Origin of the sequence: Promicromonospora thailandica (assembly GCF_024171955.1) — a bacterium.
Taxonomy (GTDB): domain Bacteria; phylum Actinomycetota; class Actinomycetes; order Actinomycetales; family Cellulomonadaceae; genus Promicromonospora; species Promicromonospora thailandica.
This window is the reverse complement of the sequence record NZ_JAMTCS010000003.1, coordinates 322,041-343,693: the sequence shown is the minus strand read 5'-3', so window position 1 is coordinate 343,693 and position 21,653 is coordinate 322,041. Positions and strand designations below refer to the sequence as shown.

Sequence of the window (21,653 nt, the reverse complement as noted above, 5' to 3'; positions counted from 1 at the left end):
CGGACCGGTCCGGGCGCCCGGCGCAGGTCAGCGGGCCGCGCCGATGCGCAGCTCGAGGGAGTCCACGCGCGACGAGATGACCTCGGACGCCGCGAGCCGCGCGTTGACCTGCCCGAGCACGGCGTCCAGCCCGGCCCGGTCGAGACCCGGGTCCAGGGCCAGCACCACCGCGACCTCGGCCGTGCGGCCGGGTTCGGCGTGCGCGCGCACCACGTGCTGCACGGGAGCCGCGGCGACCGCGACCTCGGAGGCGACCTCCGGGTCGACGACGATCCCGTCCTCGTGCGGCACCAGCGCAGGCCGCCACGGCTGCCCCTGCGCCAGTGCCCACACGGCCGGGCGGGGCACCAGCGCCGTCGCCGGGCCGGCGGGGTCCACCACGACCAGTGCCCAGTTCTCGTTGACCGCGGAGAGGGCCGCCCGGGTCGCCTCGACGGGCACCGGCCGGGCGTCCGCCCGCCACGCGCGCATCGTCTCGACGGACGTGAAGACGGGCAGGGCGCGGCGCCCGTCCGGGGCCTCCAGCGCCACCACGCCCGACGACGCCTCCTTGTCGACCGTGAGCCCCTCGGGGTTCTGCTCGGCGACGCCCAGCTCGGCCAGCACCGGCACCAGCACGCGGGTCTCGGCCAGGCGGGCGACGACGTCGCGCAGCGGCACCACTCCCGTCACGTGCCCGGCCAGCAGGCGGGTCAGCTCGGCGTCCGCCGAACCGTCGTCGCCCGCGAACTGGCTGGAGGGCTGGATCGACTTCACGCGACGTCCCCGTGCCCGGCCTCGCCCGGGCGGCCCGCGACGTCGAGCGCCTCGGGCAGCGTGAACGCGCCCGCGTACAGCGCCTTGCCGACCACGGCACCCTCGATGGTGCCCAGGGCGCGCAGCGCGCGCAGGTCGTCGAGCGACGAGATGCCGCCCGAGGCGACGACGTGCGCGGGGGTGCGCGCGGCGACGTCGGACAGCAGGTCCACGTTCGGCCCGCGCAGCGTGCCGTCCTTGGTCACGTCGGTGACCACGTAGCGGGAGCAGCCGGCCTCGTCGAGGCGCGCGAGGACCTCCCAGAGGTCGCCGCCCTCCTTGGTCCAGCCGCGCGCGGCGAGCGTGGTGCCGCGCACGTCGAGGCCGACGGCGACCCGGTCGCCGTGCTCGGCGATGGCCTTGGCCGTCCACGCCGGGTCCTCCAGCGCCGCGGTGCCCAGGTTGACGCGCCGGGCGCCCGTGGCCAGGGCGCGCTCCAGCGACGCGTCGTCACGGATGCCGCCGGACAGCTCCACCTGCACGTCCAGCTCGCCGACCACGCGGGCCAGCAGCTCGGCGTTGGACCCGCGCCCGAAGGCCGCGTCCAGGTCGACGAGGTGCACCCACTCCGCTCCCCCGGCCTGCCAGTCCAGGGCGGCCGCGAGCGGGTCGCCGTAGGACGTCTCCGAGCCGGCCTCCCCCTGCACGAGGCGGACGGCCTGGCCGTCGGCCACGTCGACGGCGGGCAGGAGCACAAGTCGGTCGGTCATCTCTCTCACAATCTCTGGTTCGGAACTCTGAGTGCTGGATCTTCGCCCTCTGCCGGGTGCCAGGGGGGCGAAGATCCAGCACTCAGCGGTGGTGCGGGGTCAGGCGAGCGAGCGGACCCAGTTCTCCAGGAGCTGGGAGCCTGCGTCGCCCGACTTCTCGGGGTGGAACTGGGTGGCCGAGAGCGGCCCGTCCTCCACGGCGGCGACGAACCGGCCGCCGTGGTCGGCCCACGTCACACGGGGCGGACGGAAGACGTTCACGGCGTTCTCGTCGTGCCCCTTGGTGAAGGTCTGGGCGGCGTACGAGTGCACGAAGTAGAAGCGCTCGTCGGCGACGCCGTCGAACAGCACCGACCCCTCCGGCACCTCCACGGGCGACCAGCCCATGTGCGGCACCACGTCGGCCCGCAGGCGCTCGACGACGCCGGGCCACTCGCCCATGCCCTCGGCCCGCTCCCCGTGCTCCACGCCGGCGTCGAACATGACCTGCATGCCCACGCAGATGCCGAGCACCGGGCGGTTGCCGGCCAGGCGCCGGCCCACGACCTCGTGCCCGCGCACCGCCGTCAGACCGGCCATGCAGGCCGCGAACGCGCCCACGCCGGGCACGACCAGGCCGTCCGCGTCCTGAGCGGCGGCACGGTCGGCGGTCAGCGTGACGTCGGCGCCCACCCGTTCGAGGGCACGGACGGCCGAACGGACGTTGCCGAAGCCGTAGTCGAGGACGACGACGCGCGCGCCCATCTCAGGCCCCGTCCTTGCCGGTGTCCTCGCCGGCGCCCTTGCCCATGCTCTTGCGCGCCTTGCGGGCCGCGGACGTCAGCATCCGCACCGCCTTGAACTTGCTGATCGAGGTCGACGCGACCACGCCGTCGGCGTCGGCCACGTCCGTGGCCCCGGTCAGCAGGTCCACGACACTGTCCGGGGCACCGCCCAGCACGAGGCCGGGAGCGAGCTCGTCGCCACGAGCGCCGTCCGCGAACCGCACCGCCGTCATCTGCTCGCCCGTGCGGGTGATCAGGACCAGCGGCACACCGCGCACGAGCTGCGAGATCGCGGCGGCCGCCTGCTCGGGCGCGTCACCGGACCGGTCCCGCAGCACGCCGACGGCGCCGATCGGCGTCGGCACGGCGTCCAGGTCGAGCTGCGCGAGCGAGCTGGCCGCCGCGAGCGGCTCCGCGCCGGCGATCTGCGTGATCAGCGCGACGAAGTCGGGCTCGCCGCTGCCGGTGAGGGAGGACAGGTCGTCCGGGATCTCGAGGTCGCCGAGGTCGAGGTCGGGCAGGTCGTCGCCGGGCGGCGTGCTGCCGGGCGGCGTGCTGCCGGCGGGGCTGCTCGGGTCGGAGCCGCTCCGGTCGGGCCCGTTCTGGTCGGGCCCGTTCTGATCGGAACCTGGGGTGTCGGGCCTGGTGCTGTCGGACATGCTGCTAGAGCGCACCCTTCGTGGACGGGATGCCCTCGACACGGGGGTCGAGGGCGACGGCGGCGCGCAGCGCACGGGCCAGCGCCTTGAACTGTGCTTCGACGATGTGGTGGGGGTCGCGCCCCGCGAGCACGCGCACGTGCAGGCAGATGCCCGCGTGGTGCGCGATCGACTCGAGGACGTGCCGGGTCAGCGAACCGGTGAAGTGGCCGCCGATGAGGTGGTACTCCTGGCCCGCGGGCTCGCCCTCGTGCACCAGGTACGGCCGGCCGGACACGTCCACGACGGCCTGGGCGAGCGCCTCGTCGAGCGGCACGAGCGCGTCGCCGAACCGCGAGATGCCGGCCTTGTCGCCGAGCGCCTGGCGCAGGGCCTCACCGAGGCTGATGGCGACGTCCTCCACCGTGTGGTGGGCGTCGATGTGCGTGTCGCCGGTGGCCTGGACGGTGAGGTCGATGAGCGAGTGCTTGCCCAGGGCCGTGAGCATGTGGTCGTAGAACGGCACGCTCGTGCTGATCTCGGTGCGCCCGGTACCGTCGAGGTCGAGCTCGACCAGCACCTTCGACTCGGAGGTGGCGCGCTCCACGCGTGCTGACCTGCTCATGCCCGTGCCTCTTCCTGTCCTTGCTGCTGTGCGTCGGCCTGCTGCTGTGCGTCGGCCTGGTCCTGCGGCCGCTGCAGCACGTCGGTGAGGGCCGCGCGGAAGGCGGCCATCTCGGCGGACGTACCGATCGACACCCGCAGCCAGCCCTCGGGGCCGGTCTCGCGGATCAGGACCCCCCGGTCCAGCAGACCCTGCCAGACGGCGTGCCGGTCGTCGAACCGGCCGAAGAGCACGAAGTTCGCGTCGCTCTCCGCGACCTCGAACGGGCGCCCGTCCGGCAGGTGCTGCTTGCGCAGCCACGCCACCGTCGCGTCCCGCTCGGCACGCAGGGTGGCCACCTGGGCCATGAGCGACTCGCGGTGGCGCAGCGCGGCGCCGGCGGCCGCCTGCGTGATGGCGCTCAGGTGATACGGCAGGCGCACGATCCGCAGCGCGTCCACGAAGTCGTTCGACGCGACGAGGTAACCGAGCCGTGCCCCGGCCGCGGCGAACGCCTTGGACATGGTGCGGGTCACGGCCAGGTTCGGGTAGCGCTCCAGCAGCGCCACCGCGGACGGCGTACCGGGGCGGCGGAACTCGGCGTACGCCTCGTCCACCACGACGACGGGGCGCGCCCCGTCCAGGTCCACCTCCAGCGCCGCCTCGCAGACCGCCTCGACGGTGGCCGCAGGCAGCGCGGTGCCCGTCGGGTTGTTGGGGCTGGCCAGCAGGATCACCGAGGGGCGCACCTCGCGAATCTGCCGCGCGGCGTACTCCGGGTCGAGCGTGAAGTCGGCCTCGCGGCGGCCCACCACCCAGGCCGTGTGGGTGTCGCGCGCGTACTCCGGGTACATCGAGTAGGTCGGCGCGAAGGACAGCGCCGTACGGCCCGGCCCGCCGAACGCCTGCAGCACGTGCAGCATGACCTCGTTGGACCCGTTCGCCGCCCACACGTCGCAGTGGTTCAGGCCGACGCCGGTCTCCAGCGTGAGGTAGTCGGCGAGGTCCTGGCGCAGCACCGTGGCGTCGCGGTCGGGGTAGCGGTTCATGCCGCGGGCGGCCCGGGCGACGTCCTCGGCGATGGTCGCCACCACGTCCTCGCCGGGCGGGTAGGGGTTCTCGTTGACGTTCAGCAGCACCGGCACGTCGAGCTGCGGCGCGCCGTAGGGCTTCTCGTCCGCCAGCTCCGGACGCAGCGGCAGCCGTACCGAGGACGCGGAGGCGCCGTGCTGGTCGACGGAGTGGGTCATCACCGCACCAGTCTACGAAGCGCGCGGTGCCGGCCCGGTGTGAGTCCGCCCACCGGGCGTGTGCCGCCGGTCACGGACCGCGTGCGACCGGTCACCGGATCGCCAGGACGAACGGGTACACCGCCGACGCGCCCGCCTGGCGCAGCAGCCGGGAGGCGACCGTGAGGGTCCAGCCCGAGTCGGTGTAGTCGTCGACGAGCAGCACCGCCCGGCCCGGCAGCCCGCGCAGCGCCCCCTCGCCGAGCTGGAGCTGCAGACGGCGGGCCACGCCCGCGAGCCGCATGGCCGAGTTGAGGTCGTGCCGGCCCGGCTCCTCCTGCCCGGTGGCGGGACCGATGGCGCCGATCATGGGCACCCCCAGGTACTTCGCGAGCCCGGTGGCCAGGTGGTAGGAGAGCTGCGGGCGCCGGACCGAGCGCACCGCCACGACGGCCTCCACGACGAGAGGGCCGGGCTCGGTGCCGTCGGCGCCCGCCGGCTCGTCCGCCGCCGGCTCGTCCGCTGCCGTCGCGTCCCCCGCCTCCGCTGCGGGCGACGGGCGCAGCGCGGGCCACTCGTCGAGCACCCGCGCGGCCGCCCGGCGCAGCGGCACGGGCAGCTCGCCGTCGGTCGCGTTCGGGGCGAGCAGGTCGCGCAGCGGGCCGGACCAGCCGAGGCCGTCCAGGCGTGCGACGGCGCGGCCGGGCTCGGCCAGCTCCGCCGGCGGGATCTTGCCCTTGAGGTCGAGACCGAGGGACGCGAGCCCGGTGGGCCACATCTTGCGGGGCTCCACCTCGACGCCCGGGCGGTCCATCTCGGCACGGGCGGCGGCCACCGCCTCCACGTCCGGCGCCTCCGGCAGGTCGACGGCGCCGCACCGGTCGCAGCGCCCGCACCGCCAGCCGGGGGCCAGGTCCGGGTCGTCGAGCTGGGCGCGCAGGTAGGCCATCCGGCAGCCCGGCGTCGCCACGTAGCCGACCATCGCCTGCTGCTCGTCCGCCCGGGTGGCCGCGACCCGCGCGTACCGTTCGGCGTCGTAGGACCAGTCCTGCCCGGTGGCCTCCCAGCCGCCGCGGACACGCCGGACCGCGCCGTCGACGTCCAGCACCTTGAGCATCGTCTCCAGGCGGGACCGGCGCAGGTCCACCTGGGTCTCCAGCGCGGCCGTGGACATGGTGCCGCCCGAGCGGAGCGCGTCGAGCGTGACGCGCACCTGCCCCTCGGCCGGGAAGCCCTGCTCGCCGAACCAGTCCCAGATGGCCTTGTCCTCGGTACCGGGCAGCAGCACCACGAGCGCCTGGTCGACACCGCGGCCCGCGCGGCCCACCTGCTGGTAGTACGCGATGGGCGACGACGGCGCGCCCAGGTGCACCACGAACGCCAGGTCCGGCTTGTCGAAACCCATGCCGAGCGCCGAGGTGGCCACCAGCGCCTTGACCTCGTTGTTCTTGAGGTCCGCCTCGAGCTGCTCACGCTGGGCGGGCTCGGTGCGCCCGGTGTACGCGGCTACCGCGAGCCCGTAGCCCCGCAGCTGCTCGGCCACCTGCTCCGCCGCGGACACCGTGAGGCAGTAGACGATGCCGGACCCGTCGATGTCCTGCAGCGCCTCGGCCAGCCAGGCGACCCGCGTGGGCTGGTCACCGAGCTCCAGCACCGCCAGGTGCAGGGACTCCCGGTCGAGCGCGCCGCGCAGCACCAGCACGTCCTCGTCCGCCGCGCCGTCCGCGTGCACGGCGAGCTGCTCCGCCACGTCCTGCGTGACGCGCTCGTTCGCGGTGGCCGTCGTGGCCAGCACGGGGATGCCGGCGGGCAGGTCGGCGAGCAGGGTGCGGATGCGCCGGTAGTCCGGCCGGAAGTCGTGACCCCAGTCGGAGATGCAGTGCGCCTCGTCGATGACCACGAGCCCGGCGTCGGCCGCCAGGCGCGGCAGCACCTCGTCGCGGAAGCCGGGGTTGTTCAGGCGTTCCGGCGAGCACAGGAGCACGTCGACCTCGCCGCGGGCGATCGCGGCGTGCACCTCGTCCCACTCCGTCATGTTCGCCGAGTTGATGGTCACCGCGCGGATGCCCGCCCGGGACGCGGCAGCGATCTGGTCGCGCATGAGGGCCAGCAGCGGCGACACGATCACCGTGGGTCCGGCGCCGCGGGCGCGCAGGAGCGTGGTGGCCACGAAGTAGACGGCCGACTTGCCCCACCCCGTGCGCTGCACGACCAGCGCCCGCCGCCGGAAGGCCGCGAGCGCCTCGATGGCCGTCCACTGGTCCTCGCGCAGGCGGGCGTCGTCACGGCCCACGAGCTCGCGCAGGGCCGCCTCGGCCTCCTCCCGGAGCGAGGCCCCGGGCGCCGCCGCGGTGACCGGGACGCTCGGCTCGACCTCGTCCTCGGCCTCGGGCTCGGGCTCGACCTCGGGCTGGTGCGCCGGCTCGTCCGCGACGGCGTACCCGTCGTCGGGCACCGCGCCGCCGCCCTCCTCCGACCCGTCCACCGCTGCCCGGCGAGGCGCCGGCGCCGGGGGCGCCACGCCGCCGTCGTCCAGCAGACCGCGCAGCATCTGCAGCTTCGCCGCCTGCGCCTCGGGCGTGTTCCGCGCCGACGGGGGCAGCGCCGGATCACCGACCTCGGTCAGGAGGGCGTCGTCCGGCGGCTCCTCCATGGCGAAGGGCAGGTCTGCGAAGGGGTCCTTGGTCACGTCATCGATCCTAGGAGAGGCCACCGACACCGCGAGCCGGTTGTCCACAGGCCCGGGTGGCGGACCGCTAGGTCGTGTCGGTGGGCCGGGTGGTCGGGGACGCGGAGCCCGCGCCCTCTGCTGGTGCGGAGGACGACTCGGCAGGCGCTTCGGCGGGCGCCGACGAGGGTGCCGTCGACGCCGCCAGCGACGCCAGCAGCGCCAGCCGCTCCCCGGTGGGCGAGGCCGCGTCGGCGTGCAGCAGCACGAGCATCTGGCGGTCGGTACCCATCACGGCGAGCTTCTCCATGTCCAGGTCCAGCTGCCCGACCTGCGGGTGCATCATCCGGGTGGTGTGCGGGGTGCCGAGGTTCACGTCGTGCCGGGCCCACAGGGTCCGGAACCGCCCCGAGGCGAGCGAGAGCTCCCCCACCAGCCGCTCCACGCGCTCGTCGTCCGTGTCCGTGCCGACGGCCTCGCGGAACCGCGCGACCATCATCGGCGCCACACCGGGCCAGCCCGTGTGCAGCGCCTGCTCGGCCGGGTCGAGGAAGAGGTCCCGGAGGCGGTTGTGCCCCGGCCGCAGGTTCGGCGAGAGCGCCCCCGCCACGTCGTTGGCCGCGAGCACGTCGAAGTACCGCCCCTCCACGTACGCGGGCACGCCCACACGGTCCAGCAGGCGCAGCGTCCCGGCGGGCACCACCTCGCGCCGGGTGCGACGCCGCCGTCGGGGTGCGGGGGCCGCGAGCTTGAGCAGGTACCGCGTCGCCGGCTCGTCCAGCTGCAGCACGCGCGCGAGCGACTCCACCACCTGCACGGACGGGTTCCGGTCCCGGCCCTGCTCGAGGCGCAGGTAGTAGTCGGCGCTGATCCCCGCGAGCAGGGCGACCTCCTCGCGGCGCAGTCCGGGCACCCGGCGCACGCCCGCGGCGGGCAGCCCGACATCGCCCGGCGTCACCAGCTCGCGGCGCGCCCGCAGGTACTCGCCCAGGGTGTTGTCGGCCATACGTCCACGGTAGGGCGGGACGCGCGGCACTGCCTGGTCCCCTCACTACCAGTCCCCGCACTACCAGGATCCTCCGGGCACTCCCTGTCCCACGCCGCGGGGCGCAGCGTGGGTGTCATGACCACACAGACACACCCCGGCGGCACCTACACGCTCGCCGGTGACCTGACCCTCTCGCGGATCGGCTACGGCGCCATGCAGCTCGCGGGCCCCGGCGTCTTCGGCCCGCCCGCGGACCGCGCGGCGGCGGTCGCCGTCCTGCGCGAGGCCGTGGCGCTCGGCATCACCCACGTCGACACCGCCGACTTCTACGGCCCCTACGTCACCAACGAGATCATCCGCGAGGCCCTGCACCCCTACCCGGCGGACCTGCACGTCGTCACCAAGGTCGGCGCCGTGCGCGACGACCAGGGCGGCTGGCCGCACGCCCGGGAGCCCGGCCAGCTGCGCCGGCAGGTCGAGCAGAACCTGGAGCACCTCGGGCTCGACCGGCTCGACCTCGTCAACCTGCGCGTGGGCGGGGAGCGGCGGCCCGAGCCGGGCTCGGTGGCCCGCCCGTTCACCGCGCTGGCGGAGCTGCAGGCCGAGGGCCTGATCCGGCACCTGGGCATCAGCACGGTCACCGCGGAGCAGGTGGCCGAGGCGCAGTCCATCGCACCCGTGGCGACCGTGCAGAACTTCTACAACATCGCCAACCGGCAGGACGACGACCTCATCGACTCCCTGGCCGAGCAGGGCATCGCCTACGTGCCCTACTTCCCGCTCGGCGGCTTCTCCCCGCTGCAGTCGGGCCGGCTGGACGCCGTCGCGGCCCGGCTGGGCAGCACGCCGGCCGCCGTGGCGCAGGCGTGGCTGCTGCAGCGCTCGCCGAACATCCTGCTCATCCCCGGCACCTCGTCGGTGGCGCACCTGCGGGAGAACGTCGCGGCCGCGGACCTCGCTCTGCCCGACGACGAGCTGGCGGTGCTGAGCTCGATCGGCGCCTGAGCCGCTGGCAGACACCCCGCCGCAGCGGGGCCCGGTGGCGAGCGACAGCTCGCCACCGGGCCCTTCACCACCAAGCCCGTCGTCGTTCACCGACGCGGCGGCTACCGCCCCTGGAGCCCCTTCACGGTGTCGCCGAACGTCCAGCCCCGCGACCCGTCCCAGTTGATCGACCAGGTCATGAGGCCCTTGAGCGCCCCGTTGTACGACCGGTATGCCTCGGAGACCAGCGACGGCGCCATGTAGCCGCCGCCCGCGCCCTGCTGGGCGGGCAGGCCGGGCACCTGCTTCTCGTAGGGCACGCGGATCGTGACGCCCTGGATGACGAGCCCCGCGTCCAGGCAGTCGGTCTGCGCTCGGAAGCCGGCCACGGTGCCCGCGGCGTACGAGTTGCCGGAGCAGTCGTACATCGACCCGTTGTAGTACTGCATGTTGAGCCACCACAGACGACCGTTGTCCGCGTACTTCTTGATGATCGGCAGGTACGAGCCCCAGATGGACCCGTAGACGACGCTGCCGCCGGTCACGTACGCGGTCTCGGGCGCCATCGTCAGCCCGAACCCGGCCGGCATGCCGGCGAGCACGCCGTCGATGATCCGGATGAGGTTGGCCTGCGACGTCGAGAGCTGGCTGATGTTGCCGCTGCCCGTCAGACCCGTCTCGATGTCGATGTCGATGCCGTCGAAGTTGTACTCCCGCAGGATCGGCACGATGGTCTGCACGAACCGGTCCGCCACGGCCTGCGACGACAGGTCGATCCCGGCGGTGGCCCCGCCGATCGACATGAGGATCGTCAGCCCGGCCTCCTTGGCGGCGCACATCTCCTCGGGGCTCGGCACCCGGACGCCGGCGTCCATGCCGTCCTCCCACAGCACCGTGCCGTCGGAGCGGATCACCGGGAAGGCGAGCGTGGCCACGTTGTAGCCGTGCTGGGTGATGCGCGAGTCCGTGACCGGGATCCAGCCCAGGCCCGGGTGCACGCCGTTGCTCGCCCCGTCCCAGTTCTCCCAGTAGCCCTGCAGCACCTTGCCCGACGGGCGCGGCCGCTGGCTGCAGTCGGTGGGCGTGGGTTCGGGGTCCGGGGTCGGGTCGGTGGGGTCGGGGTCCGGCGTCGGGTCGGTCGGGTCGGGGTCGGGCTGCGTGGCGCACGCGCCGTCGTCGGTCCAGAGCGTGGGTGTGACGTCGGGGCTCCACCCGGCGCCCGCGTGCGCCGTGTGCGCGACCAGTGCGGTGTACCCGCGGCCCCGGTGCGTCACGTGGTCGCCCCGTGCGTAGGTACGGCCCTCCGCCCAGGCGGCGGCGGTGCAGTCGGCGGCCTGGGCCGACGCCGGTCCCGCCTGCGCCACGACGGCGGGCACCACCAGCCCGGCGCCCAGCCCGAGGGACAGCACGGCGGCGACGCCCACCGCCAGGAACGAGGTACGCGGCTTCATGGGGCTCCCCTTCGACGCCGGATATTTGTCAGGACACTAGCCATATCCGGTGGTGCGGCATATACGGGGAACCCACACCCGCACCTGGTGACCCACCTAGACTCACGACGTGTTCCGACTCAACCCCGAACAGCTCGTGTTCGTCACCGAGCGCCACCTCGCGACCCTCACCACCCTGCGGCCGGACGGGACACCCCACGTGGTCCCCGTCGCCTTCACCTGGGACGCCGACCAGGGGGTCGCCCGCATCACCACCAACCGCACGTCGTACAAGGCGCGGCACGCGGTCCCGGGGCCCGACGGCGCCGCGCCGCGCGCGGCCCTCTGCCAGGTCTCGGGCGGCCGGTGGATCACGCTGGAGGGCACCATCGCCGTCAGCACCGACGAGGCCGAGATCGGCGACGCCGTCGCGCGCTACGCCCGGCGCTACCGCGACCTCGAGCCCAACCCGGACCGCATCGTGCTGCGGGTGACCGTCGACAAGGTCATGGCGTCCACGTACATGGCGTCCTGACCGGTCAGCCGACCTGGGCCGACTCCTGGCCCGCGGGCATGGCCACGCTCACCACGTCGCCGCGCACGAGCTGGCGCCCGCGCCGGGTCTCGACCTCTCCGTTGACCCGCACCTCGCCGTCGGCGATGAGGTCGCGGGCCTGCGCGCCGTCCTCGGCGAGGTCGGCGAGCTTCAGGAACTGGCCGAGGCGGATGACCTCGTCACGGATCGGGACCTCGGGGACGTTCGACTCAGAGCTGGACACCACAGCATTGTCCCCCGTCGCGCGCCCTAGACTGGCCGGGTGATCCAACGCATCGACCTGCGCGGGCGGTCCCTGGGCCGCCGCGAGCTCCTCGACGTCCTGCCCCGTGCCGAGGTAGGGGTGGACGATGCGGTCCATGCGGTCGAGCCCCTGATCCTGCAGGTGCGCGAGGGCGGCGCGGCCGCCCTGCGCCAGATCGCGCAGCGGTTCGACGGCGTGGCCCCCGAGCACCTGCGCGTGCCCGCCGCGGCGCTCACGGCCGCGGTCGAGAGCCTCACACCCCTGGTGCGCGAGGGCCTGGAGGAGGCCATCCGGCGCGTCCGCCGGGTGCACGCCGCCCAGCTGCCCGCCGACCACGTGACCGAGCTGGCGCCCGGTGCCGCCGTGCGGCAGCGCTGGATCCCGGTCCAGCGCGTCGGCCTGTACGCGCCCGGCGGGCTCGCGGTCTACCCGTCGTCGGTCGTGATGAACGTGGTGGCGGCGCAGGAGGCGGGCGTGCCCGGGCTCGCCGTCGCCTCCCCGCCGCAGAAGGACAACGGCGGCCTGCCCCACCCGACCATCCTGGCGGCGTGCGCGCTGCTCGGCGTCGACGAGGTGTACGCGGTGGGCGGCGCGCAGGCCGTGGCGATGTTCGCCTACGGCGCGGCGGGCAGCGAGCCGCAGGACGGCGCGACGCTGTGCGAGCCGGTCGACGTCGTCACCGGCCCGGGCAACGTCTACGTCGCGGCGGCCAAGCGCCTGGTGCGCGGCGTCGTCGGCATCGACGCCGAGGCCGGGCCCACCGAGATCGCCGTCCTGGCCGACGCCACCGCCGACCCGGGCCACGTGGCCCTCGACCTCATCAGCCAGGCCGAGCACGACCCGATGGCGGCGTCGGTGCTGGTCACCGACTCCGTCGAGCTGGCGTCCGCCGTCGAGGCCCGGGTCCAGGACCTCGCGTCCGCCACCAAGCACGCGGTGCGGGTCGCGCGCGCCCTGGAGGGGCCGCAGTCGGCGGTCGTCCTGGTGGACGACGTCGACGCGGGGCTCGCCGTCGTCAACGCCTACGGTGCGGAGCACCTGGAGATCCAGACGGCCGACGCCGACGCCGTGGCCGCCCGGGTGCACAGCGCGGGCGCGATCTTCGTGGGCCCGTGGTCGCCGGTGTCGCTGGGCGACTACATGGCCGGCTCGAACCACGTGCTGCCCACGGGCGGCACGGCCCACTTCGCGAGCGGCCTCGGCGTGCACAGCTTCCTCAAGTCGGTGCAGCAGGTCGAGTACGGGCGCGACGCCCTGGCCGAGCTGGCCGACCGGATCGTCGCCGTCGCCAACGACGAGGACCTGCCGGCGCACGGCGAGGCGGTCCGCGGCCGCTTCCACTGACCGGCCCCGTACGGGTGCCTGAGCGGTAACTGGGTGAAACCCGTACAGAAGCATTGACACGCCCTGTCGGCGTAGGCGAGGAATAGCACGCACGTGCACGCGCTCGTCCATCGCTGCCGAGGGAGCCTCGTCGATGTCACAACGGTCCAGAACGCCCCTGCTCGTCACAGCGGCTGTCACAGCATTGGCGGCGGCGTTCATGCCCGCGGCCGCCGCCGTCACACCCGCCGCACCCCAGACCACCGACAAGGTCGACCCGCGCGACCTGCTCGCCGAGAACCTGGTCCCGGCCGAGACCACCCCGCAGGCCGGCGTCGAGCGCGACGCGAGCATCCAGAAGTTCGCGCTGGGCCGCGGCAAGGCCGAGCGCACCTACCTGATCCGCCTGGCCGACGCCGCGGTGCCGAGCTACGACGGCGGCGTCCAGGGCCTCGCGGCCACCGCCCCGCGCGCCGGCCGCACGCTGGACCCGTCGACCCCGCGCGTCCGGGAGTACACGGAGTTCCTCGAGGCCGAGCAGGACGACTTCGTCACCCGCATGGAGCGCACCGTCGGCCACGACGTCGACGTGCCCTTCACCTACCAGTACGCGGTCAACGGCCTGTCCGCCGTGCTGACGCCCCAGGAGGCGGCCGAGGTCGCCAAGGACCCGGCGGTCGCGCACATCGCGCTCGACGAGGAGCGCGAGCTGCACACCGACGCCGGACCGGTCTGGAGCAACGCCGACGCGCTGTGGAACGCCGTCGAGGAGCTCAACCTGCCGGAGGACTACAAGGGCGAGGGTGTCGTCATCGGCACCATCGACACCGGCATCCACCCGGGCAGCCCCTCCTTCGCCGAGACGGGCGACGACGGCTACACCCACACCAACCCGCTGGGCGCCGGCAACTACCTGGGCGTCTGCGACCCCGCGAACACCGACCAGTACGACCCCGACTTCCCCTGCAACGGCAAGCTCATCGGCGCCTACGGGTTCCTGAGCGCGGACGACCGCAGCGCGCTGGACGAGGACGGCCACGGTTCGCACACGGCCTCCACCTCGGGCGGCAACGTGGTGGACGACGTGACGCCGACCGCGCCGGAGGGCACCGACCCGCCGACGTTCGACGTCTCGGGCGTGGCCCCGCACGCCAACGTCATCAGCTACCGCGGCTGCTGCACCACCGCGGGCCTGACCGCCTCGATCGACCAGGCCATCGCGGACGGCGTGGACGTCATCAACTACTCGATCGGCTCGTCGTCGCCGTCGGACCTGTGGAACGACTTCGACGCGATCGGCTTCCTCAACGCGCGCGCCGCGGGCATCTTCGTGGCCACCTCCAACGGCAACGACGGCCCCGGGTTCGCCACCACCGGCTCCCCCGCCGACGCACCGTGGATCACGTCGGTGGGCGCCTCCACGCACAACCGGCACATGGTCAACACCCTCGGTGACCTGACCAGCAGCGCGGGCGACCTGCCCGACCTCGCCGGCAAGTCCCTGACCGGTCCGCTGCCCGCGACCGAGATCGTCGACGCCGCCACGGTGGGCGACCCGCAGTGCACCACCACCACGGGCCACGAGGCCGAGTTCACCGACAAGATCGTCGTCTGCGCCCGTGGCGGCAACGGCCGCGTGGAGAAGTCGTCCAACGTCGCGGCCCAGGGCGCGGCGGGCTTCGTGCTGACCAACGACGAGCCCAACGGCGGCTCCCTGCTCGGCGACGCGTTCGCCGTCCCCGGCCTGGCCATCTCCTACGCGGACGGCCAGACCCTGCGGGCCTGGCTCGCCGAGGGCACCGGGCACACCGGCACGGTCTCCGGCACGGACTTCGTGATCGACGACGAGCGCGGCGACACCATGGCCAGCTTCTCCTCGCGCGGCCCGAACCGCGCCGTCGACACGATCGTCCCGTCCGTCACGGCGCCCGGCGTCGACATCCTCGCCGCCCTCGGCGTGGCCGACGGCGCCTACGACCACGTCGAGTACGGCGTCATCTCCGGCACGTCGATGTCGAGCCCGCACGTGGCCGGCGCCGGCGCCCTGCTCACGCAGGCCCGCCCGGACTGGACCCCGGCCCAGCAGCAGTCGGCGCTCATGACCACGGCGCGCACGACCGTCCAGGACTTCGACGGCTCGCCCGCCACCCCGTACGAGCAGGGCAGCGGCCACATGGACATCGGGGCCGCCGCGCAGGCGGGCCTCCTGTTCGACGAGACCCCGGCGAACTACCTGGCCGCCGACCCCGAGGCGGGCGGCGACCCGAGCACCCTCAACCTGCCGTCCTTCGCGGACACGCAGTGCCTGGCCACCTGCTCGTGGGAGCGCACGGCCGTCGCCCCGTCGTCGGCCCCCGCCGACGTCACGTGGGAGCCGTCCGCGGTGTCCGACGACGGGCTCTCGCTCGACGTCACGCTCTCGCAGGACACCGTGTCCCCGGGTGACTCGCTCGGCATCTCCGTCACGGCCGACGTGGCCGGCGCCCCCGAGGGCGAGACCCTGTTCGGGCGCATCACGCTGACGCCGAGCAACCCGGACGTGCCGACCGTGACCCTGCCGGTCGCCGTCGTCCCGTCCGGCGCGATCCTGCCGGCCGACATCGACATCACCACGCGCCGCGACACCGGCTCGCAGGCCGTCACCGGCCTGAAGTCGGTCGCGATCAGCGAGTTCACCGGCTCGGTGCAGGGCCTGGTGAAGGCCGACCAGCACGAGGGCTCGCTCAGCCAGGACCCGACCCGGGACGACGCGCTGGACGACCTGAGCCAGGTCGAGGTCACCACGGTCGAGGTGCCCGACGGCGCCGCGCGGCTCGTCGCGCAGATCACCGCCGCCGAGGCGAGCGACCTCGACATGTTCGTCGGCACCGGCGAGACCCCGAGCGCCGCCACCCAGGTGTGCGCGTCGACGTCGTCAGGCTCGGCCGAGCTGTGCGAGGTGCCGGACCCCGAGGCCGGCACCTGGTGGGTCGTCGTGCAGAACTGGCAGGGCAGCGGCGACCAGCCCGACGCCCACACGCTGGTGACGGCCGCCGTGCCCGGCGAGGACCTGGGCAACGCGGGCGTCGAGGGCCCCGACGGCGAGGTGCCCGTGGGCGAGCCGTACGACGTGCGCGTCCGCTGGAACCTGCCCGACGCCGCCGCGGGCGACCTGTACTTCGGTACGGCCGTGCTCGGCACGTCCCCGGACAGCCCCGGCGACATCGGTGAGATCCCCGTCCGCCTGGAGCGTGTGGCGGACGACGTGACCAAGACGGCGTCGGTCGACGCGGCCGGCGTCGGCGACACCATCGGGTACGACATCACCGTCCAGCCCAACGTGACCCCCGAGGACCTCACGTACACGATCACCGACACGGTGCCCGACGGCCTGACCGTCGACCCGGACTCGGTGACCGGCGGCGGCGAGGTCGACGGGCAGACGATCACGTGGGAGGTCGACGTGCCGACGCAGGTGGGTGCGGTGGGCTCCTACGAGGCGTCGACGCCCGCCGACGACCCGCAGTGCGCGGCGTGGGCCGGGTTCCTCGACCTGGGATCGGTCGGGGTCGGGTTCAGCTCGCTGGACGACGACACGGTGGCCGTGAACGCGTTCAGCAACATCGGACCGTTCCCCCACTACGACGGCCAGTCGCCGAACCTCACCGTCTCCGAGGACGGCCTGGTCACGATCGCCGGTGGCTACGGCGGCCAGCCGTGGGCGCCACAGGAGCTGCCGGCCTCGGCCGCCCCGAACGGCGTGATCGCACCGCTCTGGTCGGACCTCCAGCTCTCGCTGGCGAACGAGCGGGGCGTGCGGCTGGCCACCTCCGGCGGCCAGGTCGCCGTGGTCCAGTGGGACGACCCGTTCGAGTTCGGTGGCGACCCCGCCGACCTGTCCAACTCGGTGGGCACGTTCCAGGCCTGGATCTACAACTCGGTCGCGGACGACCGCCCGGAGATCACCTTCGAGTACGGCGACCTCGGGGCCCTGCCCGAGACCGCGACCGTCGGCATCGAAAACCTCGCCGGCACGCTCGGCACCTCCGTCGTGAACGCGGGCGACCCGTCGACCGCGCTCACCGAGGGCGGCTCGATCTGCCTCGACTACGTGGGGCCGGACGTCGACCCGGTCACGCTGTCGTACGAGACCACGGTGGACGCCGACGCCCAGAGCGGCACGTACACCAACGAGGCCGAGCACGTCACGTCCAACCCGTTCGACGAGCCCGCCGTGGCCTCGGCCGACGTCGAGGTGACCGGCATCGCGGCCCCGGCCTGGGACCGCAAGACCATCTACCAGGCCGGTGACGAGGTGTCCTACCAGGGCGCCGTGTACGTGGCCCTGTGGTGGACCCGCGGCGACCAGCCCGGCAAGTCCGCCTACGGCCCGTGGGCCGAGGTCGGGGCGGAGGTCGTCTGCGGCGACGAGACGTACCAGGCCTGGACCGACAGCTGGGTCTACACCGGCGGCGAGACCGTCGAGCACGAGGGCCGGCTGTTCCGGGCCAAGTGGTGGACCCGCAACCAGGAACCGGGCACCTCTCCCTGGGGCCCGTGGCAGAACGTCGGCACCTGCTGACGAACGCCCCTGAACGTGTCAGACCCCCAGGTCGCTCCGGCGACCTGAGGGTCTGACACGTTGTGAGATCAGAAGCGTCGCGGGTCAGAAGCCGAGCGTGAGGAGGCGCGGCATCTCGGTGCCGTGGCGGCCCGCGTCGTGCAGGGCGCGCAGCACCGCCGCCTCGTGCGGGACGAGCGGTTCCGGTAGCGCGACGAACGGGAACCAGGCCAGGTCCGCCGCCTTCTCGGGCTCCTGGATGGTTGGCGTGCCCGTCCAGCGGGAGGCCTCGAACATGAAGTCGACCCGCTGCTCGATCGCGGGGCCGCCCGGCTCGCCGCGGTGCAGCACCGTCAGCGGCCGCACGTCGTCCGGCGCGACCTCCACGCCGAGCTCCTCGCGGGCTTCCCGGACGGCCGCGGCGATGGCCGACTCCCCCTCCTCGACGTGCCCCGCGGCCGCGCACGCCCAGAAGCCGTCGCGGTAGCCCGTGCCCTGCCGCAGCTGGAGCAGCACCTGACCCTCGCGCCGGAGGAACAGGTAGGCGGCGGGCACCAGGGCGAAGCGCTCGTGGTCGCCCTCGCGGTAGCGGTCGGTCGCGGCGGGTGAGCCCGCGGTACCGGCGTCGGTCACGACAGGCAGCCCTGGCCGAGCAGCGCCTTGAGGTCGCCGAACAGGGCCGGGGACTTCTCGACCCGCAGCGTGTCGGCGGCCCGCACGATGGTCTTCTTGCCCGGCTCCGCCACGGCGATGTGCACCTCCGCGGACCCCGGATGGGTCGCGAGCACCTCGCGCAGCCGCACCATGGTGGGCTCGATCGCGCGGGTGTGCGGCACGGTCACGGCCAGCGGCGAGTCGGAGCCGACGGTGATGTCCGGCAGGGCCACCTCCATGGCCTGCAGCGACATCGACTCGTCCCGTCGGCGCACCTTGCCGCGCAGCACGACCACCTGGTCCTCGGCGAGCATCGTCGAGTAGGCCAGGTACGTCTCGCCGAAGAACATGACCTCGACGGCGCCCTCCAGGTCCTCGACCGTCACGGCCGCCCACGGGTTGCCGTTCTTGCTCATCTTGCGCTGCACCGAGGTGAGCAGGCCCGCGACGGTCACCACCGAGTTCTCCGGGCGGTGCTCGTCGGCCAGCAGCGACGCGATCGAGGTGTCGGCGGCACGCTGCAGCACGTGCTCCAGGCCGGACAGCGGGTGGTCGCTCACGTACAGGCCGAGCATCTCGCGCTCGAACTGGAGCTTCTGCTTCTTCTCCCAGTCCGGCAGGTCCGGCACCTCGACCGAGAAGCCCATGCCCGCGTCGTCGTCCCCGCCGAAGTCGGCGAAGAGGTCGAACTGGCCCTCGGCCTCCTTGCGCTTGACGCTGATCACCGAGTCGACCGCCTGCTCGTGCACCACGAGCAGCGAGCGCCGCGTGTGCCCGAGCGAGTCGAAGGCGCCCGCCTTGATGAGCGACTCGATGGTGCGCTTGTTGCAGACCGGGGCGGGCACCTTGTCGAGGAAGTCCTGGAAGGACGTGAAGGCGCCCTTGGCCTCGCGCGCCTCGACGATCGCGTCCACCACGTTGCGGCCCACGTTCCGCACACCGGTCAGGCCGAAACGGATGTCGCCGCCCACGGCGGTGAACTTGGCGGAGGAGTCGTTGACGTCCGGCGGCAGCACCGTGATGCCCATGCGACGGCACTCGTTGAGGTAGAGCGCCATCTTGTCCTTGTTGTCGCCCACCGACTGCAGCAGGCCCGCCATGTACTCGGCCGGGTAGTTGGCCTTGAGGTAGGCGGTCCAGTAGGCGACGAGGCCGTAGCCCGCGGAGTGCGCCTTGTTGAACGCGTAGCCGGCGAACGGGACCAGGGTGTCCCACACCGCCTTGATCGCGCCGGCGCTGTACCCCTTCTCCTTGGCGCCCTTCTCGAAGTTGACGTACTCCTTGGCCAGCACCTCGGGCTTCTTCTTGCCCATGGCGCGGCGCAGCAGGTCGGCCTGTCCGAGCGAGTAGCCGGCCATGATCTGGGCGGCGCGCTGCACCTGCTCCTGGTAGACGATGAGGCCGTAGGTCTCGTCCAGGATCTCCGCGAACGGCTCGACGACCTCGGGGTGGATGGCCTCGATCTGCTGCTGGCCGTTCTTGCGCAGCGCGTAGTTGATGTGCGAGTTCATGCCCATCGGCCCGGGCCGGTACAGGGCGATGACGGCGGAGACGTCCTCGAAGTTGTCGGGCCGCATCTGCCGCAGCAGGGACCGCATCGCGCCGCCGTCGAGCTGGAACACGCCGAGCGTGTTGCCGCTGGCGAGCAGGTCGTAGGTGGGCTTGTCGTCCAGGGCGACGTTCTCGATGTCGACCGGGTCCTTGCCGTTCATCACGATGTTCTCGAGCGCGTCGTCGAGGATCGTGAGGTTGCGCAGGCCCAGGAAGTCCATCTTGATCAGGCCGAGGCCCTCGGACGTCGGGTAGTCGAACTGCGTGATGATCGCGCCGTCCTGCGGGCGCTTCATGATCGGGATGATGTCGATCAGCGGGTCGCTCGACATGATGACGCCGGCGGCGTGCACGCCCCACTGCCGCTTCAGGCCCTCGATACCGCGGGCGAGCTCGACCACGCGCTGCGCCTCGGGGTCGGTGTCGTGCACCTGGCGGAACTCGGACGCCTCGGGGTACCGCGGGTGCTTCGGGTCGAAGATGCCCGACAGCGGGATGTCCTTGCCCATGACGGCAGGCGGCATCGCCTTGGTCAGCTTCTCCCCCATGGCGAAGGGGAAGCCGAGCAGGCGCGAGGAGTCCTTGATGGCCTGCTTGGCCTTGATGGTGCCGTAGGTGACGATCTGCGCCACGCGGTCGTCACCGTACTTCTCGGTGACGTACCGGATGGCCTCGCCGCGACGACGTTCGTCGAAGTCGACGTCGACGTCGGGCATGGACACGCGCTCCGGGTTGAGGAAGCGCTCGAAGATGAGCCCGTGCTCCAGCGGGTCGAGCTCGGTGATGCCCATGAGGTAGGACACCATCGACCCGGCGGCCGAGCCACGGCCCGGTCCCACGCGGATGCCCTGCTTCTTGGACCAGTTGATGAAGTCGGCGACCACGAGGAAGTACCCCGGGAAGCCCATCTGGATGATGACCTCGACCTCGTAGTCGGCCTGCTTGCGCACCGCGTCCGAGTAGCCGTCCGGGTAGCGCCGCAGCAGGCCCGCCTCGACCTCCTTGACGAACCACGAGATCTCGTCCTCGCCGTCCGGCACGGGGAAGCGCGGCATGTAGTTGGCCGAGGTGTCGAACGAGACCTCGCACTGCTCGGCGATGAGCAGGGTGCTGTCGCACGCCTCGGGCAGCTCCTTGAAGATGCGGCGCATCTCGGCCGCGGACTTCACGTAGTAGCCGGTGCCGTCGAACTTGAAGCGGTTCGGGTCGTCCAGCGTCGAGCCCGAGTTGATCGCGAGCAGCGCCTCCTGGCTGGTCGCGTCCTCCTCGCGCACGTAGTGCAGGTCGTTCGTGGCCACCAGGCGAGCGCCGATGGTCTTGGCCAGCTCCAGGAGCTCCTTGGTGACCCGGGTCTCGATGTCGAGCCCGTGGTCCATCAGCTCGACGTAGTAGTTCTCCTTGCCGAAGATGTCCTGCAGCTCGCCCGCCTGGCGGACCGCCTCGTCCCACTGCCCGAGCCGCAGCCGCGTCTGGATCTCGCCCGACGGGCAGCCCGTGGTCGCGATCAGCCCGTCGGAGTACTTCTCCAGCAGCTCCCGGTCCATCCGGGGCCACTTGCCCATCTGGCCCTCCAGCGAGGCCAGGGAGGACGCCCGGAACAGGTTGTGCATGCCGGTGTTGTTCTTGCTCAGCAGCGTCATGTGCGTGTACGCACCGCGCGCCGAGACGTCGTCCGACTCCTGGCCCGCCTCGCCGTAGCGCACCCGGGTCTGGTCGAACCGGCTCGTGCCCGGGGTGACGTACGCCTCGACCCCGATGATCGGTTTGATGCCCGCCTTCTGCGCCTGCGCCCAGAACTCGTGCGCGCCGAACAGGTACCCGTGGTCGGTGGTCGCGATCGCGTGCTGCCCCTGCCGCGCGACCTCCTCCATGAGGTCGCCGATCCGGGCCGCGCCGTCCAGCATCGAGAACTCGGTGTGGACGTGGAGGTGGACGAAGTCGTCCTTCGTGGCGGTGGGCATGCGGCGAGTCTAGA

The 21,653-nt window shown here is 73.1% G+C and carries 16 protein-coding genes; 4 read left to right on the top strand and 12 right to left on the bottom strand.

Annotation, left to right across the window (positions count from 1 at the left end):
- Positions 1-27: 27 nt before the first annotated feature.
- The 8 genes from APR03_RS06860 to APR03_RS06825 form a co-directional block, all read right to left on the bottom strand.
- Positions 28-756 carry an SseB family protein gene (locus tag APR03_RS06860; RefSeq protein ID WP_253833939.1) on the bottom strand — a complete coding sequence of 243 codons (729 nt, stop codon included), beginning with the start codon at positions 754-756 and terminating at the stop codon, positions 28-30.
- Positions 753-1,505 carry a bifunctional 1-(5-phosphoribosyl)-5-((5-phosphoribosylamino)methylideneamino)imidazole-4-carboxamide isomerase/phosphoribosylanthranilate isomerase PriA gene (priA, locus tag APR03_RS06855; protein WP_253833937.1) on the bottom strand — a complete coding sequence of 251 codons (753 nt, stop codon included), beginning with the start codon at positions 1,503-1,505 and terminating at the stop codon, positions 753-755. The genes APR03_RS06860 and priA overlap by 4 nt, the downstream gene beginning before the upstream one ends.
- Before the next feature lie 99 nt (positions 1,506-1,604).
- A complete protein-coding gene (gene hisH / locus APR03_RS06850) occupies positions 1,605-2,249 on the bottom strand; it encodes an imidazole glycerol phosphate synthase subunit HisH (protein ID WP_253833935.1) in 645 nt (214 codons plus the stop codon).
- Position 2,250: 1 nt separating this feature from the next.
- Positions 2,251-2,928, bottom strand: coding sequence for a hypothetical protein (locus APR03_RS06845; RefSeq protein ID WP_253833933.1), 678 nt, complete (start codon positions 2,926-2,928; stop codon positions 2,251-2,253).
- A 4-nt stretch (positions 2,929-2,932) separates the two neighbouring features.
- Positions 2,933-3,532 (bottom strand): imidazoleglycerol-phosphate dehydratase HisB, encoded by a 600-nt coding sequence (gene hisB, locus APR03_RS06840; protein WP_253833931.1) that lies wholly within the window; start codon positions 3,530-3,532, stop codon positions 2,933-2,935.
- On the bottom strand, positions 3,529-4,761 hold the full coding sequence (locus APR03_RS06835) for a histidinol-phosphate transaminase (RefSeq protein ID WP_253834092.1): 1,233 nt from the start codon (positions 4,759-4,761) through the stop codon (positions 3,529-3,531). The genes hisB and APR03_RS06835 overlap by 4 nt, the downstream gene beginning before the upstream one ends.
- 91 nt (positions 4,762-4,852) lie before the next feature.
- Complete coding sequence (locus tag APR03_RS06830) at positions 4,853-7,429, bottom strand: RecQ family ATP-dependent DNA helicase (RefSeq protein WP_253833929.1); 2,577 nt, start codon at positions 7,427-7,429, stop codon at positions 4,853-4,855.
- A gap of 67 nt (positions 7,430-7,496) precedes the next feature.
- Complete coding sequence (locus tag APR03_RS06825) at positions 7,497-8,414, bottom strand: helix-turn-helix transcriptional regulator (protein WP_253833927.1); 918 nt, start codon at positions 8,412-8,414, stop codon at positions 7,497-7,499.
- A 117-nt stretch (positions 8,415-8,531) separates the two neighbouring features.
- On the opposite strand from APR03_RS06825, the gene APR03_RS06820 reads away from it, so the two are divergent.
- The gene (locus tag APR03_RS06820; protein ID WP_253833925.1) at positions 8,532-9,401 is read left to right on the top strand and encodes an oxidoreductase; all 870 of its coding nucleotides are present in this window, start codon (positions 8,532-8,534) and stop codon (positions 9,399-9,401) included.
- A 101-nt stretch (positions 9,402-9,502) separates the two neighbouring features.
- Here APR03_RS06820 and APR03_RS06815 read toward each other — a convergent pair whose 3' ends face one another.
- Positions 9,503-10,831, bottom strand: coding sequence for a carbohydrate-binding protein (locus APR03_RS06815; RefSeq protein ID WP_253833923.1), 1,329 nt, complete (start codon positions 10,829-10,831; stop codon positions 9,503-9,505).
- A gap of 109 nt (positions 10,832-10,940) precedes the next feature.
- On the opposite strand from APR03_RS06815, the gene APR03_RS06810 reads away from it, so the two are divergent.
- Positions 10,941-11,345, top strand: a complete 405-nt coding sequence (locus tag APR03_RS06810; RefSeq protein WP_253833921.1) for a pyridoxamine 5'-phosphate oxidase family protein — start codon at positions 10,941-10,943, stop codon at positions 11,343-11,345.
- Positions 11,346-11,349: 4 nt separating this feature from the next.
- Here APR03_RS06810 and APR03_RS06805 read toward each other — a convergent pair whose 3' ends face one another.
- On the bottom strand, positions 11,350-11,592 hold the full coding sequence (locus tag APR03_RS06805) for an RNA-binding S4 domain-containing protein (protein ID WP_253833919.1): 243 nt from the start codon (positions 11,590-11,592) through the stop codon (positions 11,350-11,352).
- A gap of 36 nt (positions 11,593-11,628) precedes the next feature.
- On the opposite strand from APR03_RS06805, the gene hisD reads away from it, so the two are divergent.
- A complete protein-coding gene (gene hisD, locus APR03_RS06800) occupies positions 11,629-12,954 on the top strand; it encodes a histidinol dehydrogenase (RefSeq protein ID WP_253833917.1) in 1,326 nt (441 codons plus the stop codon).
- A 199-nt stretch (positions 12,955-13,153) separates the two neighbouring features.
- Complete coding sequence (locus APR03_RS24780) at positions 13,154-17,494, top strand: S8 family serine peptidase (protein ID WP_275977179.1); 4,341 nt, start codon at positions 13,154-13,156, stop codon at positions 17,492-17,494.
- An 84-nt stretch (positions 17,495-17,578) separates the two neighbouring features.
- On the opposite strand, the gene APR03_RS06785 is transcribed toward APR03_RS24780, so the two are convergent.
- Positions 17,579-18,106: an NUDIX hydrolase gene (locus APR03_RS06785; RefSeq protein WP_253833915.1), complete on the bottom strand. Its 528-nt coding sequence runs from the start codon at positions 18,104-18,106 to the stop codon at positions 17,579-17,581.
- Entirely contained in the window at positions 18,103-21,639 is a 3,537-nt protein-coding gene (gene dnaE, locus APR03_RS06780; protein ID WP_253833913.1) for a DNA polymerase III subunit alpha, read from the bottom strand. The genes APR03_RS06785 and dnaE overlap by 4 nt, the downstream gene beginning before the upstream one ends.
- Positions 21,640-21,653 lie beyond the last annotated feature (14 nt).